This is a genomic window from Xanthomonas sp. NCPPB 4467 (genome assembly GCF_041475665.2).
GTDB lineage: Bacteria > Pseudomonadota > Gammaproteobacteria > Xanthomonadales > Xanthomonadaceae > Xanthomonas > Xanthomonas dyei.
Genome location: NZ_CM191260.1, coordinates 5,225,135 through 5,242,964, shown reverse-complemented (window position 1 = coordinate 5,242,964; position 17,830 = coordinate 5,225,135). Strand labels below are relative to the sequence as shown.

At 63.5% G+C, this 17,830-nt stretch carries 13 protein-coding genes; 9 read left to right on the top strand and 4 right to left on the bottom strand.

The window, feature by feature from the left end; translation table 11 throughout:
- Positions 1 to 83: 83 nt before the first annotated feature.
- From recC to ACCQ06_RS22880, 6 genes are all read left to right on the top strand, one after another.
- Complete coding sequence (gene recC, locus ACCQ06_RS22905; protein ID WP_316689623.1) at positions 84 to 3,488, top strand: exodeoxyribonuclease V subunit gamma; 3,405 nt, start codon at positions 84 to 86, stop codon at positions 3,486 to 3,488.
- Positions 3,485 to 7,348, top strand: a complete 3,864-nt coding sequence (recB, locus tag ACCQ06_RS22900; protein WP_316689621.1) for an exodeoxyribonuclease V subunit beta — start codon at positions 3,485 to 3,487, stop codon at positions 7,346 to 7,348. Before recC ends, recB begins: the two co-directional genes overlap by 4 nt.
- Before the next feature lie 222 nt (positions 7,349 to 7,570).
- On the top strand, positions 7,571 to 9,952 hold the full coding sequence (locus tag ACCQ06_RS22895) for an AAA family ATPase (protein ID WP_316689620.1): 2,382 nt from the start codon (positions 7,571 to 7,573) through the stop codon (positions 9,950 to 9,952).
- Between the two features lie 168 nt (positions 9,953 to 10,120).
- Entirely contained in the window at positions 10,121 to 10,411 is a 291-nt protein-coding gene (locus tag ACCQ06_RS22890) for a HigA family addiction module antitoxin (protein ID WP_316689619.1), read from the top strand.
- A 147-nt stretch (positions 10,412 to 10,558) separates the two neighbouring features.
- Positions 10,559 to 11,035, top strand: a complete 477-nt coding sequence (locus tag ACCQ06_RS22885; RefSeq protein ID WP_316689618.1) for a hypothetical protein — start codon at positions 10,559 to 10,561, stop codon at positions 11,033 to 11,035.
- A gap of 194 nt (positions 11,036 to 11,229) precedes the next feature.
- The gene (locus ACCQ06_RS22880; RefSeq protein ID WP_316689617.1) at positions 11,230 to 11,424 is read left to right on the top strand and encodes a hypothetical protein; all 195 of its coding nucleotides are present in this window, start codon (positions 11,230 to 11,232) and stop codon (positions 11,422 to 11,424) included.
- A gap of 426 nt (positions 11,425 to 11,850) precedes the next feature.
- Here the strand turns inward: ACCQ06_RS22880 and ACCQ06_RS22875 are convergent, their stop codons facing one another.
- A complete protein-coding gene (locus tag ACCQ06_RS22875) occupies positions 11,851 to 12,183 on the bottom strand; it encodes a hypothetical protein (RefSeq protein WP_104617336.1) in 333 nt (110 codons plus the stop codon).
- 559 nt (positions 12,184 to 12,742) lie between these two features.
- Between ACCQ06_RS22875 and ACCQ06_RS22870 the strand changes: the two genes are divergently transcribed.
- Positions 12,743 to 13,150, top strand: a complete 408-nt coding sequence (locus ACCQ06_RS22870) for a hypothetical protein (protein WP_104617337.1) — start codon at positions 12,743 to 12,745, stop codon at positions 13,148 to 13,150.
- Positions 13,151 to 13,184: 34 nt separating this feature from the next.
- Positions 13,185 to 14,339 (top strand): XVIPCD domain-containing protein, encoded by a 1,155-nt coding sequence (locus tag ACCQ06_RS22865; RefSeq protein WP_316689615.1) that lies wholly within the window; start codon positions 13,185 to 13,187, stop codon positions 14,337 to 14,339.
- Positions 14,340 to 14,454: 115 nt separating this feature from the next.
- On the opposite strand, the gene ACCQ06_RS22860 is transcribed toward ACCQ06_RS22865, so the two are convergent.
- Complete coding sequence (locus tag ACCQ06_RS22860) at positions 14,455 to 14,787, bottom strand: hypothetical protein (RefSeq protein WP_316689614.1); 333 nt, start codon at positions 14,785 to 14,787, stop codon at positions 14,455 to 14,457.
- A gap of 337 nt (positions 14,788 to 15,124) precedes the next feature.
- Between ACCQ06_RS22860 and ACCQ06_RS22855 the strand changes: the two genes are divergently transcribed.
- Positions 15,125 to 16,222 carry a hypothetical protein gene (locus tag ACCQ06_RS22855; protein WP_316689613.1) on the top strand — a complete coding sequence of 366 codons (1,098 nt, stop codon included), beginning with the start codon at positions 15,125 to 15,127 and terminating at the stop codon, positions 16,220 to 16,222.
- On the opposite strand, the gene ACCQ06_RS22850 is transcribed toward ACCQ06_RS22855, so the two are convergent.
- Positions 16,223 to 16,711 carry a PIN domain-containing protein gene (locus ACCQ06_RS22850; RefSeq protein ID WP_316689612.1) on the bottom strand — a complete coding sequence of 163 codons (489 nt, stop codon included), beginning with the start codon at positions 16,709 to 16,711 and terminating at the stop codon, positions 16,223 to 16,225. It abuts the gene before it with no gap.
- A 2-nt stretch (positions 16,712 to 16,713) separates the two neighbouring features.
- Complete coding sequence (locus tag ACCQ06_RS22845) at positions 16,714 to 17,829, bottom strand: ImmA/IrrE family metallo-endopeptidase (protein ID WP_316689611.1); 1,116 nt, start codon at positions 17,827 to 17,829, stop codon at positions 16,714 to 16,716.
- Between the last annotated feature and the right edge of the window lies 1 nt (position 17,830).

The window sequence follows — 17,830 nt, the reverse complement described above, 5'->3', positions numbered from 1 at the left end:
GCAGTACGTGCAAGCACATCGACTGGCGCGCATCGGGCAGGTCGACAGCGCATTCCCTCGCCATCCGGCACAATGCCGCACGCATGCACGCCACCTCCGCGCCCGATTTTCGTCTCTATCCTTCCAATGCGCTGGATACCCTGGCTGCCTTGCTTGCGCAGGAGCTGCGTCGGTCAGTGCCCGGGCAGCCTATATTGCAGCCGGAGGTGGTGCTGATCCCGCAGGTGGCGATGCGGCGTTGGCTGCAGTCCACGCTGGCCGCCGAGCATGGCGTGGCGGCCAATCTGGAATTTCTCACCCCGGGCGAATTCGTTGCGCGCGCGCTGGAGCGCAATCTCGGCCCGGCCGACGATGATCTGGACATGGCGACCACGCAGTGGCGCCTGTACGCGACGTTGCAATCGGATCTGGGCAGCGACGCCGCGCTGGCACCGCTGGCCGGCTATCTGGCCGATGGCGATGCGCTCAAGCCATGGGCGTTGGCCGGCGAGTTGGGCAACGTGTTCGAAAAGTACCAGGCATGGCGACGCGACTGGTTGCTGCGCTGGGAAGGTGGCGCCGATCCGGACGACCCGCAGGCACGGCTGTGGCGCAGCATCGCCACCGGGCGGCAATACCGTGCGCGCCGCATCGGCCAGTATCTGGACCGTTACGCGCGCGCAGATGGGCCGTTGCCGCAGGGCTTGCCGACGCGCCTGTTCGCCTTCGCCATCCTCAATATCTCGCCCGACGTGCTGCGCGTGCTGGCCACCCAAGCGCGCGTGGGCACGCTGCATTTCTATCTGCCCACGCCCACGCAAGGCTATTGGGGCGATCTGCAGACGCTATGGCAGCGCCGCCGCGAAGACGGCGCGGTGCAGCTATTCGTCGATCAAGTGCAGGAAAATCCGTTGCTGCAGGCGTGGGGTGCGGCCGGGCGCGATTTCATGGCGCTGGTGGGCGATTACGAGGTGGTGCATCCGCTGGCGGAGATCGCCGCCTACGCCGACCCGCTGGAGTCCGGCCGTCGCGCACTTGCCGATGGCGGCCTGGGCGACAGCCTGCTGCGGCGCATGCAGAGCGATCTGTTCCATCGTCGCGCACCCGCCGTGCCTGCGGCATTGCCGGCGGTGAATCTGCACGACCCCAGCCTGCAGGTGCATGCCTGCCACACGCGCTTGCGCGAGCTGCAGGTGTTGCACGACCAGTTACGCGCCTTACTCGACGACCCGCGCTTCGACCCGCCCTTGCAGCCGCGCGAGATTGCGGTGTTGTCGCCCAACATCGACCCGTATGTGCCGTATCTGGAGGCGGTATTCGGCAGCCATGGCAGCGACGATGCAGTGCCGTACGCCTTGGCCGACGCCAGCCCGCTGGCGAGCGAGCCGTTGGCCGAGGTGTTTTTGACCTTGCTCAAGCTGCCGATCGCACGCTTTGGGTTGCATGAAATTCTCGACCTGCTGGCCAGCGCACCGATCGCCGAGGCCGCCGGGCTGGACGACGCCGGGCTGGAACGCCTGCGCACCTGGCTGCACGCGGCCGGCGCGCGCTGGGGGCTGGATGCGCTGCATCGGCGTCAGCATCAGGCGCCCGGCGATGACGCTTACACCTGGCGTTTTGCGCTGGACCGGCTGCTGCTCGGCCATGCCAGCGGCGCCGACGACGACATCGATGGCGTGGCGCCATGGCCGCAGCTGGAAGGCAGCGCACTGACCGCACTCGACACGCTGATGCGGTTGCTGCGCGTGCTCGAACGCCATCAGTCCCTACTGGCCGAGCCGATGCCGCCTGTCGACTGGCGCGAGCGTTTGCTCGAGCTGCTGGATGCGTTGATTCCCACCGCGCCATCGGCCCCGCGCGCGCAGCGCGCGCTGGATCGGTTGCGCAGCCTGATCGATCAATTCGCCCGCGATGCGCAGCGCGCGCACTACGCCGGCAAGGTGCCGGCCGAGGTGGTGCGTGCGCATTTTGAAGCGATACTGGGCGAATCGGACACGCGTGCGCCGCTGCTGACCGGCGGCATCAGTTTCGGCCGCATGGTGCCGATGCGCTTGCTGCCGTTCCGCGTAATCTGTTTGCTCGGCATGAACGATGGCGATTTCCCGCGTCGCGACCCGGCCGCCGGGCTCAATCGGCTCACCGCAGAATTGGGCACCGAGCGTCGCCGGCATGGCGACCGTTCCACCCGCGAGGACGACCGCTTTTTGTTTCTGCAGTTGTTCGCCTCTGCGCAGGACGTGTTCTATCTGAGCTATCTCGGCGCCGATGCGCGCGATGGCAGCGTGCGCGAGCCGTCGGTGCTGGTCAGCGAATTGTTGGCGAGCGCGGCGCAGTACCACGCCGACCCAGCGGCGATCGACACGCTGGTGGTGCATCACCCGTTGCAGCCGTTTGCCGCCGCCGCATTCGGTGCGCTGGGCGATGACGGCGCAGACCCGCGGCGTTTCAGTTATCGCCGGCAATGGCGCCCTGCCGTGGACAGCCTCACCGGCCAGCGCCAGCCGCTGGCGCCGTGGGTGACCGGTGCGCTGCCGGCCGATCACATCGCTTTGCCCACCAGCGTGTCCATCGACGATCTACGCCGCTTGTTCGGCGACCCGGCCGGGCAGTTTTTGCGCCATCGCTTGGGCATGCGCTTGCCCGACCCGGCCAGCGAAGACAGCGATCTGGAACCGCTGCTCGCGCCCACGCGCGGGCTGGATCAATACGGCTTGCAGCAGCAGGTGTTCGAGGCGGCGTTGGCGGGTGAGGTCGATGGGTTGTACGAGCGGCTGCGCGCACGCGCCTTGCTGCCATCGGGCCCGCTCGGCCGCCGTCAACTCGACGAGCGTGTGGCGCAGCTGCGCCCGTATGCCGACGCGTTTCGGCAATGGCGTGGCGATGCGCCGGCGCAGTCGCGCCGCTTGCAGGTGCAGATAGGCGATATCGACGTCCACGGCCGCGTGCCCGGCTGGTATGCCGATGGCGTGGGGCGCGTGCAGGTCGGCGCGCTCAGTGGCCGCAGCGCGATCCGCCACGGCCTGGAATGGTTGCTGCTGCGCGCCGCCGGCGAGCGCGTGCCGTATGTGCGTTTCTTCGAGCAGGACGATGGCCTGGGCCCGTATCCCATCGATGCCGAACCGCTCTCGCAGACGCAAGCGCAACACGCCTTGGGCGCGCTATTGCAGCTGTATCGCCACGGCTTGCAAATGCCGCTGGCGTTTGCGCCGTACAGCAGCTGGAAATACCACCAGGCCGCGCGCAGCGATGATCTGGACAAAGCCATCAAGGACGCCGCCGGTCAATGGCAGGCCAGCTTCGGCTGGAGCGAGTCGCACAGCCCGGAATTACGCCTGGTCAATCGCGGCCGCGACCCGTTCGCCGATGCGCAGCGCTTTGCCGACTTCGCCACCACCAGCCATCGCGTGTACGACCTGCTCGAACGCGGCAACACCGACACCACGCTCGACCCGGAGCGTCTGATCGACAGTTGGCGGCACTGGCACGGCGCGCAGGACGACGCCGAATGAGCGCGCCTGTGAGCGACCCGTATCTGCAGTTGCCGCTGCACGGCGTGCGCCTGATCGAGGCCAGCGCCGGTACCGGCAAGACCTTCACCCTGGCCACGTTGTTCACCCGGCTGGTGGTCGAGCGCGGCTTGCGCATCGGCCAGATCCTGGCGGTGACCTTTACCGAAGCGGCCACGCAGGAATTGCGCCGCCGCATCCGCGAGCGCCTGGTGCTGGCCGCCTCCCTCGTCCCCGACACCGTCGTAGGAGCGGACCTGGCCGCGACCAAACCACCTGCAACGCAGGCATCCAACGCTCCATCAGCGTCTATAGGAGCGGCGTCGGCCGCGATCGACCTCGCCGACGTCCCGTCGCGGCCAAGGCCGCTCCTACAGGAAGCGCCCGACGTCCTGCTCACCCGCGCCATCCTCACCGCGCATCTGGCTACCGGCGATGAAACCCCGGCCGCGTTGCGTCGCCGCCTGCAGCAGGCGGTAGAAGAAATCGACCTGGCCGCCGTGTTCACCATCCACGGCTTCTGCGCGCGCGTGCTGCGCGAACATGCGCTGGAAAGCGGCCAGGCCTTCGCCGCGCCGCAACTGCTCGCCAACGACCGCGAACTGCTGAGCGAAGTGGCCGCCGATCTGTGGCGCCAACGTGCGGCCGATGCGGTGATGGCCGAAGACTTGATCGCGCTGTGGTCTGGCGGCCCGCCTGCGCTGGCCACCGATCTGCGCGCGTTGGTGCGGCACGCGGCGATCCTGCCGACAGCGTCCGATGCCAGCAGCGACGATGCTGCCGCATTGCTGCAGGCGGTGGACGATGCACGCCACGCGCTGGCAAGCGCATTCCACGCGCATGGCACGGCGTTTTTCGAATCCATCATGTCCGCCATCGATGGCGGCATCTTGAGCAAGGTCAGTTACAAACCGGACTGGCTCACTGCGCTCTGGCACTGGTTCGACAGCTTCGCCGCCGCGCCAACGCACGACAGCGCCCCGCATCCCAAGCTGCTCAAGTTGACCGCTGCCGAACTGGCATCGGGCACCAACAAGAAGTTCGTCGATCGCACGCCGGCCTCGCCGATGAGCCACGAAATCGACGGCTATCTCACCGCGCTGGCACGTGTCGAAGAATGGCGCACACGCCGCCGCATCCGTCTGCTGCATGCCCTGCGCGACGATGCCATCGCACGGCTCGCGCTGCTCAAGCGCCAGCGCCGTGTGCAGACCTACGACGACCTGGTCGATGGCGTGGCGCACGCGCTGCAAGGCCCGCAAGCCGGTGCACTGGTGCAACGCCTGCGCGCGCAATACGCCATCGCGCTGGTGGACGAATTCCAGGACACCGACGACCGTCAGTGGTCGATCTTTTCCAGCGTGTTCGGCGAAGGCCCGCTCGCACGTGCGGCCGGGCTCGAGCCGGCGCTGTTTTTGATCGGCGACCCCAAGCAGGCCATCTACGGCTTTCGTGGTGGCGATGTGCGCACCTATTTGGCCGCCGCAATCACCGCCGAACTGGCGCCACCGCTGAGCCACAATTTCCGCTCGCGCCCTGGCGTGCTGGCGGCGATCGATGCGTTGTACGCGCAGGCCGGCTACACCGAGGCCTTCCTCACCGACGGTATCGCCTTTCACCCGGTGCAGGCAGGCACCAAGCGCGCCGATGCCGACCTGCAGCGCGATGGCGCCACCGCCCCGGCGCTGACGCTGTGGCGCGCGCCGGAACCGCCGCCGCCTGCGAAAGGCAAGCCCAAACCCTGGAGCGCCGGCCGCGCGCGCGAGCTGGCCACCGCCGCCTGCGTGGCTGCCATCCGCGGCTGGCTGGCCGGTGGTCGCGACGGCACCGCCACCATCAATGGCAACCCGGTGCAGGCCGGCGATATCGCCGTGCTGGTGCGTAGCCACGGCGAGGCCACGCGCATCCAGCAAGCGCTGGGCGCGATGGGCATTCCGGCGGTCGCCGCCGGCAAGCAGAGCCTGTTCGCCACCGACGAAGCATTGGAACTGCTGGCCCTGCTACAGGCCTTGCTCGACCCCGGCGACGACAGCCGCCTGCGCGCCGCGCTGGCCACGGTGTTGATCGGCGAAGACGCCATCGCCATTGCCGCACTCGAACGCGATGGGCAACGCCATCGCCGCTGGCAGCAGCACGCACTGGACTGGCGCGAGCGCTGGCAGCGCGGCGGCCCGCTGGCCTTGATCGGCGAGCTGGGCGCCACGCACGGGCAACGCCTGCTCGCGCTGGTCGATGGCGAGCGCCGCCTCACCAATTACCTGCAACTGGCCGAACTGCTGCAGGAAGCCGACGTGCGCGCACTCGGCCCGCACGGTCTGGTGGACTGGCTGGCACGCCGCATCGCCAATGCCGACGACAACGACGAAGCCCAGCAACTGCGGCTGGAATCGGACGCGCGCCGCGTGCAGATCGTCACCCTGCACAAGAGCAAGGGCCTGGAGTATCCGCTGGTGTTTCTGCCGTACATCGGCATCGGCCGCAGCGACAAGGGCGCTGGCCGCCATTGCGTGGTGCATGCGCCGGACAGCGGCCGTCAGCTGCATTGGAAGACAGACAAGGACGACCCCAGCTGGAGTGCCGCCGAAGCCGCCTGGAAGCAGGAACAACGTGCCGAAGACGCACGCCTGCTCTACGTCGGCCTGACCCGCGCCGAGCATGCTCTATGGATCGCCAGCGGCAGCTTCCATCAGCACGAACGCACTGCTTTGTCGGGCATGCTGCGCGCGCTCGATGCGTTGCAAGGCGCGGCAGGCGAGGGCGCGGTGGTGGTGGACACCAGCACCCCGCCAGCCAACCTGCCGCGCCTGCCGCCGCCGATTGAGGCGCAGGTGCCGCCGGCGCGCAGTCCGCAACGGCACATCGCGCCGGAATGGTGGGTCTACAGCTTCACCCAGCTGGCCAACGCCGATGCCGGCGCCGCCATCGACCCGATGGCCAGCGCCACCGTGGTGGGCAGTGGCGGCAGCGACGAGCCGTCCGGCAGCGAGGCGGTGGCGGTTGCCGCAGCCACCGAGGCCGAACCGTTCGATGCGCGTTTTGCCGGCAACCGCTTCGGCGTGGTGATGCACGACGTGTTCGAACGCTGCGACTTTGCCGCCTGGCACGCGTGGCAGCCCGGCCAACCCGCGCCCGAGGGTCAGGCCACCGCAATCCTCGACGCCCTGCAACGCGGCGGCTATGCCCAGGACGATCTCGACGACGGCCTGCGCGTGCTCACCGCCCTGATCGGCCACACCCTCACCGTGGTGTTGCCCGAAGGCACCGCCCTGGCCGCCGTGCCCGAGCCGCAGCGCCGCAACGAAATGGAATTCCACTTCGCCATGCGGCCCACCCGCGTCGATGCGCTGCTGGCGTTGCTGCATCGGTTTGGTGTGGTCGGCGACCGCCAGGCCTTCGGCGCGCGCCACCGCCTGGAAGGCCTGATGACCGGCCTGATCGATCTCACCTACACCGTCGATGGCCGCTGGTACGTGCTCGACTACAAATCCAACCGCCTGCCCAGCTATGACGCCGACGCCCTGGCCCGCGCCATGGCGCACAGCGAGTACGAGCTGCAGGCGCTGATCTACACCGTGGCCCTGCACCGCTGGCTGCGCTTCCGCCTGGGCGATGCCGCCGACGGTGGCGGCTACGACTACACCCGCGACTTCGGCGGCGTGCGCTACCTGTTCTGTCGCGGCCTGGACGCCACCCGCAACGCGGCCGACCCCGGCTCCGCCAGCGCTGCCGTTCCCCGCTCGCCCGCCCCCGGCATCCACGCCTGGCGCTTCGACCCGGCCCTGGTCGACGCCCTGGACGCGCTGTTCGCCGGCAGCGCCCTGGAGCCGACCTCCAGCAACGCAGGCACGCCCAATGCCCACTAGCACACAGCCTCTTGCGGCCGACGCACCAAGGTCCCTGTCCCTCCGGGAGAGCGCGCAGCCCGTCAGCGCCGATGCAATAAAGCCCCTGTCCCCCCGGGGCGATCAGGCACTGGTGGCGCGCCGCTGGCGCGCGTGCCCTGGAGCGCCCGCGCCACTGGCGTGGGCCTGGGCGCGGAGCGGGGGTTGGAGTGACGCTACGTCCGCGAGTCAGGCATCCACCTTATGAGCCACCCAACCCTGCTGACCGCCCTCCACCAGAGCGGCGCCCTGCGCACGCTGGATCTGGCCTTCGCCCAAAGCCTGCAACGCCTGGCCCCAGACACCGACCCACAGGTCCTGGCGGCCGCCGCGCTCGCGTCGCTGGCAGTCACCAGCGGCCATGCCGGGCTGGACCCGGCGCGCGCCGCCATGCTGCTGGACCAACGCGACGGCCCATCGCCCGCATTCCCGGACCCTACCGACTGGCAACGCACCCTGGCCGCCTCGCGCTGGGTCGACCAACCGAACCCCGAAGATCCGGCCGCCGCCGACTGCCCGCTGGTCCTCGAACACGGCCTGCTCTACCTGCGCCGCTACCGCGAGTACGAACGCCGGCTTGCGCTAGGCCTGCAACGCGTCGCTGCCCAGCCCATGCCGGCGTTCGACGCCAACGCGCTGGCGCCGTTGTTCGCACAGCTGTTCCCAAACGCGACCCCAACCGCTCAGCCCGTGGACCCAATCCCTCTCCCCCCGGGAGAGGGTGCCCGAAGCGCGGGTGAGGGGTCGGGCCTGCCCGAGCCATCCCACCACCAAGACGGCACGAAGCCACCGGCCCCGTCCAACTCCCCCGACCGCCAGGCCCAAGCCGCCGCGCTGGCCCTGCGCCGCAAACTGCTGCTGATCACCGGCGGCCCCGGCACCGGCAAGACCACCACCATCGCCCGCTTGTTGCTGTTGCGCATCGCCCAGGCCCATGCCGCCGGCCACGCGCCGCCACGTATCGCGCTGGCCGCGCCCACCGGCCGCGCCGCCGAGCGCATGGCCGAAAGCCTGCGCGCCATCGCCGCCGGCATCCAGCTGCCGCCTACTTACAGTGCCTTCCAAGCGAAGCAGCCACCGAACCCCGCTGTTTCCCCTCTCCCGCAAGCGGGAGAGGGTGCCCGAAGGGCGGGTGAGGGCCCGCCACTGCCCTGGGAATCCCTCCTCCCATCCGGCGCCAGCACCCTGCATCGCCTGCTCGGCGTCATCCCGGATTCGCCAAACTTCCGCCATAACGCAGACAACCCGTTGCCGTTCGACCTGATCGTCGTCGACGAAGCCTCCATGGTCGACCTGCCGCTGATGTGCAAGCTGGTCGAAGCCGTCACCGATGGCACTCAGCTGATCCTGCTCGGCGACGCCGACCAACTGCCCTCGGTAGAAGCCGGCGATGTGCTCGCCGCCATTCTGCAGGCCGCCGGCCCCGGCGACGCCCTGCAACCGCAGGACGCCGACGCGCTGCAACCGCTGCTCGGCCACGCGCCCACTGGCAGCACGCCTGCCAGCATCCAGACCATTAGCCACACCATCAGCCACAGCCACAGCAGCGGCCTGGCCGGCCACCGCGTGCACCTGCTACGCGGCTATCGGCAAGCGGAAAACTTCGCGCTCGCCCCACTGGCCGACGCCATCCGCGCCGGCGACGCCGACACCGCGCTGGCCCTGCTGCGCAGCGGCGAGCTGGCCGGCGTGCACTTCCACGAAGAGGGCGACGACCCGCTCACCCTCGGCCGCGACGCACTGCTTGCCCACTGGCGCGCCCTGGCCGATGCGCAAGACCCCGCCGCCGCCCTGCGCGATGCAGGGCGCCTGCGCCTGCTCACCGCCGTGCGCGCCGGCCCGCAAGGCGCGCGCGGCCTCAACGCCCGCATCGAACAACTGCTCGCCGACACCGGCTCCGGCGCGCGCAGACTCGGCGGCGCCTCGCCCTGGTTCCAGGGCCGCCTGCTGCTGATCACCGAAAACAGCTACCGCCACGGCCTGTTCAACGGCGACGTCGGCATCTGTTTGCGCAGCGACGCGAGTCCCTCTTCGGGGCAAAGCGACGCGAATCCCTTCTCGGGGCGCGACAACACAAGCGCCACCTCAGAGCGCAGCGATGCGAGCACCGAGACAACGCGCGCCGACGCAGCCCCGTCTTCTGGCCCAAGCCACCCCAGCGGCACCGCAAACCGCGCCGACCCCGCCGCCGACCGCCGTGCCCAAGGCCCCTTGGTCGCCTGGTTCGAAGGCGACGGCGACGGCCAGGTGCGCGGCTTCCACCCCGCCGCCTTGCCCGCCCACGAGAGCGCCTTCGCCATGACCGTGCACAAGGCCCAGGGCAGCGAATTCGACGACGTCTGGCTGCAACTGCCCACCCGCGACGCCCGCGTGCTCAGCCGCGAACTGCTCTACACCGGCATCACCCGCGCCCGCGGCGCCCTGCACCTGGCCGGCAGCGAAGCGGTCATCCGCGCCGCGCTCGCCCGGCACGCCGCGCGCATTTCGGGATTGGCGTGGCGGTTGGGTGCGCAGCAGCAGGCGGCACCCGCCAAGCCAGCAACAGAACCATCCACCGCGTCGCCCGTGCAGGGGTCGTTGTTCTGATGGACGCAAGCCGGCGCGATGACAGCAGTGAAAAGTGTTCTCAGGCAAAGAGCTGTAGCCGAAGACAGTTATTCGAAATTTTCGAATAGCTGCCTCCGACGGCAAGAGCTACGACACCAAGCACTAAAATCGCGGCGATCATCGCCACTGAGCACGAGGCATCTGTCCATGACAGTCCTACCCAACATCCACCCTGGCGAAATTCTGCTTGAGGAGTTCCTCGAGCCGATGTGCATCAGCCAGAACGCACTGGCGCGCGCCACCGGCGTGCCGCCGCGTCGTATCAACGAGATCGTGCTGGGCAAGCGCGGCATCACCGCCGACACCGCCGTGCGCCTGGCTGCGGCGCTGGGCACGACCGAGCGCTTCTGGCTGGGCCTGCAAGTCGATTACGAGCTGGAACAAGCGCACCGCACGCTGGGCGATTTGCCGTCACGGATCAAGCGGCTGGCGGCGTGATACGCGTTTTTTCAGCATGCCGCGTTAAGCACATAACCAGAGCAGATTAGCGAATCTGGTCTGACCGTTGCGCGGTAAGGCAGCACTGCCTGCTGCAACGCTTGGCTGTTGTAGGCAGTAATCAATTCTAGAAACAGGACCACACCGATGGACCGACGTCGTCGCAAACGGATGGAGCGCTACTGGGCGCGGGCAGAAGCCAAGGCGCGTGCTGCGGTCGACCGGTTGGACCCGCAGAGCTGGTTCGATCTGTGGCATACGCACGTGGACTGGAATGGCCGCGGCCACTCCTCTGCTGAGCATCGGCAGATGGTTAATGCGGTTGCAGTGCGTGTGCTGTGCTACCTGGAGACACGTCTGGCGCATCGTGGTGCAGCGGTGCAACTGTGGGCGGACCTCAGTTCGGATACGATGGATACCGGCATCTACGCGCACTCTGCCAACCCGAACGGCACGACCTTCCCCGCGACCTTTCCCAACCTGGATTGGCAGCAGGCTCTGCCTAGGGAGGTCGCAGCGATACTGCCCGCCACGCATTGGGCCGGCACCGCGTCATGCGACGGCAGTACCTGGTACGTCGTGCAGCGTCAGCCCGATGCGGCCGGCACGGGGGGCCGCCAATGAATTCCACCGACAAAGCCCACCGCACCGCAGTGCGTTACGCAGTCGGTGCCCGTCAGCCGCGGAGAACGAAGCCGCCTGTCACCGGCGCCACTTAACGCCTGGCGCACGCCTGCTTCGGGTGCCGCAGAAGTCTCAAGATTGCGCCGCGCGACCAGGTGGCACCGTGCCCTGGCTGCGGCAAAGCGCTGTGCGTGATGGGGCGCTCTTTCAAGGCGCCGCCGGCCCGCAACCATGCGCAGTGGATCAAGGTCGAGCGGCTGTACCGCGCGGGATTTCGGTTCTTCAGTTACCGCAACCACCTGTGTGCTCCGCTGCCTGCCAAGCTGTCGGAGGTGGATCGCTTCATCCGTGGGCATCCTACGCACCCGTTACGCCTGGGCGGTGCTTGAAGCCCCTTGTACAGCGCTTCTCTCAAAACGCGAGGTCAGGCGATCCACCTGACCCCGTTTTGCCGTCTGGCAGGCCGGGCGGCTTACTTGCCCTTCTTTTCCTGCTTGGCCGCGCGCTTTTCTTTCAGCGTCTTGGTCGGCTCTTTCTTCTGGCTCTTCTTCTGGTCCATCCCCTTGCTCATGACACCCTCGTAGTTGCTGGATTGATCGGTCGGGCAGCGCCATGACCCTGGCGTGCCTGCGCACTTTACGGCTTGTGCGCCCTGGAATGGGAGGGGGGAGCGAGGCCGGGGGACGAGCGGCGTGTCAGGCGTAGCATTTTCAAGGAGCCGCGCCGGCAGCCCTCGCAGCCGCCGGCAGCCCCAGAACGCAAAACGCCCGCGTGCGACGGTTAACGTCTGCACGCGGGCGCTGGCGGCAAAGGACTTACTTGGTCGGCACGCGCTGGTACTGCTCGCCACCGGTGTTGAGGTGGCCGTTGGTCTCATCGATGGCGAAGTTCACCGTCTCGCCATCGTTGGTGACCTGCAGCGCCCCGTCCTTGTAAACGGCCGGGTAGCTCTCGGTCTTGGGCTTGCGGCTGAAGAACTTCGGCGTGGTGCTGCGGACCATGAAGGTCTCGCCATTGCGCTCAATGTCCATCGTCTCTTCCTGCGTCTGCACGTTGACCCAGTGGCCGACGAACTTCTCGCCCTCCACCTTGGCGCAACCGCTCACCAGCAGTGCCGCGGCCAGCGCGGTGCCCATCCACTTCATCATCGTGCCTTCTCCAGTTGAGTCTGCGGCGAGGATGGCGGGTGGGGAATGTAGAAAGGGTTAAGGCGTATCGGTGACGGATCCAAAAGTGAGCTGGTCCGGCACGAATGCTCAGCCTGATCCGGCGCATCCCACCCCATGAAGCCCGGGTGCAAGCGCCATCGACGGCCGGTAACGCGATTCGCGCAAGCGAGGATCATTTCGCCGTTGGGCGTTGGAGCTGCCGATACAAACGATACCGTGCAACGTCTGAAGACCGTAAAAAGTTCGAACCTCCCGACATACTGCCGCCGTTGGCGGCAGCGCTTTGGTTATTCCAGGTGGGTATTGCCGTGCTAGATTTCCACGACAGTTCTAGCGCGGGATAAAGACAATGGCGCTTCGCATTCGGGGATCACATGGTCTGCCATTTGGCTGGGGACATGCAGCCTTCCCGCGAGCAATCTGGTTGCCGCTTGGGCTATTGGCGTGCACCCTCCATGCGGGATGTGTTTCTAGCACTCCACACAGTCACTCAGCTGTAGCAGCTACCAAGCCCCCCATTGAAACCAGGAGCAAAGACGTGACGGAACGCCTCAAGCAAGATGTGGATCGTTTGATCGGCACCGATTTCCAAGATGTCGCAGCACTCAGCGCCCAGCTTCAAACACAATTTGGCCCTCGTCAATCGCAAGAAGCGATGGTGGTGCGTGTTGGTCAGGGTGGTGCGCTGGCCGGTGCGGCCTTGCAGCATATCGAGCTCCGTAGCACGCAGGACGCCCCTTCGCATGCGACGCTGTTGCTCGACTTTTCTGCGCCTGGCCCGGCGCTCGAGGATGTGCCTTGGCCAGATGCGCTGCTCTACCCGCCGCGGCCAGACGCAGCGGGTTCGAGCGCCTATTGGTCGCTTCAGAGGGGACAGGTAACCGTCATCCTTGGGCTGACTAAAGATCAGGCCAACCTGAGCTTTATTACAATCAGCAAGCAGTAAGTTGCTTAGCTGGACCCCTGCAAAGGAGTGCATGATGAAAAACACCGACGAGTCGAAATATCCCCAGCCACAGCAATCCACGCCATCGACCGCGGCCGTGAAGCCGCCCTCGCCCCTATCAGATCCCGCGGTGATACCTTTTCTGCAACAGTCGCCCACACTTCAAGCAGGTCTTGCGCAGCTCAATCGAGATAATGTCGGTGTTGTCTGGGGAGCCGCTGGTGCCGGAACTTATCTGGTTCCCCGCACGCAAGTGGTCATTGACGAAAATGCAATCGGGCAAGGTGCGCGCATCGCACGTTCGCTCTCCCATGAAATTGGACACCATCGGTTTACCGAGCAGCCTGATCATTCCTCCAAACATGCGTATGTCACCAACATGCTGCGCGGCGAAGCTGCCGCAACACTCAGTAATGCATTGGTCCGGCGTGAGATTCTGAATCATCAAGGTCCCGATATCGGTATCGCTGGCAGCGGTACGAGACCAAAGCAGTACGAAGCAATTGCTGATCAGCAGATGGCAGGCCAAATCACGCGTGATGCAGCGTTGAATCAGATTGCCCAGGCATTCAAGACTGAGCAGCCTTCCGTTGGGCCGAGTAAGACGTACGAGCAGTATTACGGGGACTATTACGACAAGCACATCGCACCACTGCAGCGCAAACACGGTAGGCCGGAGCCAGGGTCTGCTACGGATAGCCTCGTCAACGATGTGAAACAGGACTTGCCGAGCCGTGATTCACAAGCGCCATTGTCGGCAAGGCCATCTCTGCCAACGCAGCAAGATCACGCAGATCACGCGCTGTACCAACAGATCAAAGGTGGCGTGGAAAAGCTCGATGCGCAACATGGCCGGGAGTGGGATGCATCGAGTCAGCGCATGACGGCCAGCCTGCTCGTGCTAGCAAAGGAAGAAGGCCTGACGCGTGTGGACCATGTGCTGCTCAATAACCCAACAGACAAGCTCGCGGCCGGAGAAAAGGTGTTTCTGGTTCAGGGTGTCCGGAGCGACCCAGCGCACCTTCGTGCCGACATGGCCACTATGCAGGCGGTGCAAACACCTGAAAACCAATCGTTCGAACGCGTGCAATCGATCAATCAAGCTCAATCGCAGGTGCGAGAGCAGCAGCAAGCGCTTGAGCAATCGCAACAGACAGTCACTCCGCCTGGGCCAACGATGACGCGTTGAGAGCGTTCGCGGACGTGCTTGCAAAGATATCGACAAACCGGCAGGGCTAAAAAATGCAAAACGCCCGCGTGCGACGGTGAAGGTCAGCACGCGGGCGCTGGCCACAGCGGCGTCCTTACTTGGTCGGCACGCGCTGGTACTGCTCGCCACCGGTGTTGAGGTGGCCGTTGGTCTCATCGATGGCGAAGTTCACCGTCTCGCCATCGTTGGTGACCTGCAGCGCCCCGTCCTTGTAAACGGCCGGGTAGCTCTCGGTCTTGGGCTTGCGGCTGAAGAACTTCGGCGTGGTGCTGCGGACCATGAAGGTCTCGCCATTGCGCGCGATGTCCATCGTCTCTTCCTGCGTCTGCACGTTGACCCAGTGGCCAACGAACTTTTCGCCCTCCACCTTGGCGCACCCGGTCACCAGCAACGCCGCGGCCAGCGCGGTACCCATCCACTTCATCATCGTGCGTTCTCCAGTTGAGGCTGGAGGCGAGGATGGCGGGTGGGGGATGTATGGGAGGTCAAGGCCTCTTCTACTTTATGGGAAGGTGCGCCTGGCTCTACTTATTTACGTGTCACAGAAAATAAACGAGCACGAGCGTGCGAAATGCCTGCTGAGTTAAGCGAGCGGCAGCGTTAGCGAGTGACTTCAACCGCCTACTGCTAATTTTTCTCAAATAAGGAGCGTTATACCCCTTAGCGAAGTTATTTCTGGTCGCATCCTCTTGTCTTTGATTTTTTAGTGTGATAACAAAAGGACGCGTTAATCTTCCGATTGACTGCCAAACACGGGGGGCGGCATGGTTTGCGAGATCATTTATGTCGGTAAGCGGCGGGATGGTGGAAGCCGATTCTGGTGCGTTTCCCATCACGCTAACGCGACAGCGAAATATGGCATCGCCGCCGAAGCATGCGTCGCTGCGCATGATGCGCCAATATTGCCGACTGAGTCTTTAGATCTTGATTACAAGAGCTTTCAGGGTGGAATAGCTCTGTGGGGTTCTGTTCCGGCAGTTTATGACACGACCACCCTTCCGACGGATCGTGGAATCCATGTTCATGCCCGAAAACTAGACGGTCAGTCCATTAAATATATAGATAAAACCTACCGTAGGCTACGTATCCCATTTTCCGCAGATCTAATTTCTTCCGGCTGGTTCGTTGTTGATGAGATCGATGCCATTAACTACATGATTTCAAGTGTATTCGGCTTAACAACCGCCACTGTAATTTGCACACATTGTGGGTTTGAACACCTAGACAGAGACTGGTTTGCTGTTCATCTTCATCGTAAGCATCAGTGCCATGGTTGTGGTAGACAGTTCTCAGACACCTATGCAGGCATCGGCAATCCTCTCGCAAAGCTGAAGTCGACAATTGAAAATTGTCCGAGAAAACAAATTTCAGCGCCCAGAAAAATCAACATATCGCAAGCCCAATTTCCAGGCGGCTTGCAGATCTGGGGATCAAACCCTGCGATCTTATGGACATCAGAAAATCCAGAGGAAACAGGCATTCACCTTCATGCTCTAAGCGAAGAAGGAGAGATTGAGCCGAAGGTTGACGACACCTTTGAGTCAGTCACCATAGATGGAGTTGAGCTCGATCCAGACCAAATCCGCTATTACATGGCGCAGAGTGCAATGCCACATCTAGGCGGAAGAGTTGTCGCGCTAACTTGTCCAGCCTGCCTCACGCCGCACTTTGACATTGGAGTATGGGCCTACACTCCGCATATTGATCATCAATGCCACAAATGCAGCAGCGTATTTCAAAGCCGTAGTCAGATAAAAAAAGTAATCTCAAATCCTTTCGTCGCTGTACGCCAATATTTGGCGGAATACACCAGCCGTGTATTGCGAAATGACACTCTTGGGTTACGCCCAGAAAAAATTTAGCTATTTTGCGAAATAGTCCGACTTCACATCAGGAAGATAGCCACCGCACTCCCTCATTTTCGTCACAGCTGCTTGTGCCTGTTCGGGTGTTATGAGTTTTCTTCGGCAGGCGATGGTTAGTAAGCCTATCGAGCCTGTGACGCGACTTTCATCGCCGAGTCTGCTGACGGCCTTTTTTCTAGCCCTTCCATCATCACAGGCGATCAAACAGCCAAGTGCTTCTGCTATCAAAATGCACTCTGTCTCACCGTCACCAAGGCCCATGCCGACTTTACCGTCACGGAACGCACCTAAAGAAATCAAATCATCAGAGGAAGTCGTTAGGTGATTGCTCTGCAAAAGCTTCTCGATAACCTCAACAATAGAGCTCGACTCATTTCTTACAAAGGAGCTGATATGAAAATCTATGTCTTCGAGCTTCAAGATGAGGGCCAGTACCTCGCCATTGGCGAGGTTGATCAGCGTGGATGCATCAAGTAGAACGATCACGCCTATGTCTTAACGTTTGCTGCGAAAAGCCGAGACACCGGAACGTTGAGAAGTTCTGCTGCTCTTCCTGTTGAGAGTTCTTCCTGTTGAATTTGCCTACAAGCTTCTGCCAGAAGGAAAGATGACGTCTCTATTACTATAGGAGCGCGCGGCTGAAGCTCCAGCTCGTCAGCACGGCGCTCCGGGTTTTTATGCTTTGCAACTATCGCTTGATAAAGCGCACGCGCACCGCTTGGCTCTAACAGCCCAAACGTTTCACAGCGCCTGGCTGCCACTTCAAAGCTTACGCCGAAGAATCGTGCGAGAGTCATGATCTCAATGTCTCCCAGAGCCCCATGGGCGCCATAGTGCTGCCGTATGTGTTGAAGGCTAATAAGAAATCCCTTCTTAGGCATCAAAACAGCAGTAGCAAATGCGTCAGCGAAGCGCTCCTCATCCTTATTTTGCGTGCCATCAATGTGCCCAACATGCTGATCCAGCTGCGCAAAATCTTGATTGCGTAAATCATGACGTGCTACTAGATGGCCAACTTCGTGAGCAAGAGTAAAAAGCATTCTTGGTTTAAAAGTCCGTGCTCCCAACAAGATAATGGCCCGACCTTCAATGATTGCCGAAACACCATCGATCTTTATGTCACGTCCATAGCAAACCAAAACACCCAGTTCTTCTAGCGTTTGAGGAAGAAATAGGAATGGTTCTTGATCATCGAGCTGAGCAAATGCGCGCCTGAATATGGAAGAGAACTCTTCAGCTTGTTCAACCCGCGGAAGAAGGCCTCGAAATATGCTCAGCCATTCGATGTTTTTCTTTAAGTCACGCGTAACATCTAAAATATCCGCGATTTGACTTGAAACGATCTCAAGAGATGACTCGACGTCTTCACCCCTCTGATCTAATGTTCTTCTTAGTAAGACCCGATAAGGAGGCTCTGCTCGGTTGCCTGCTTTATCATATAGGAGATTGCCAATAGGAACATGGATTGCCCTTGAGATTTTCTTGACTTCTGCCAGTGATGGCTCATCTCCTGCAACTATTTTCTCAACGCGGGATAATGGGATAGAGGTTTTTCGAGCAACATCGCCCGTCGTTAAATTTCGGCCGGCAATGTGCTGAGCCAAG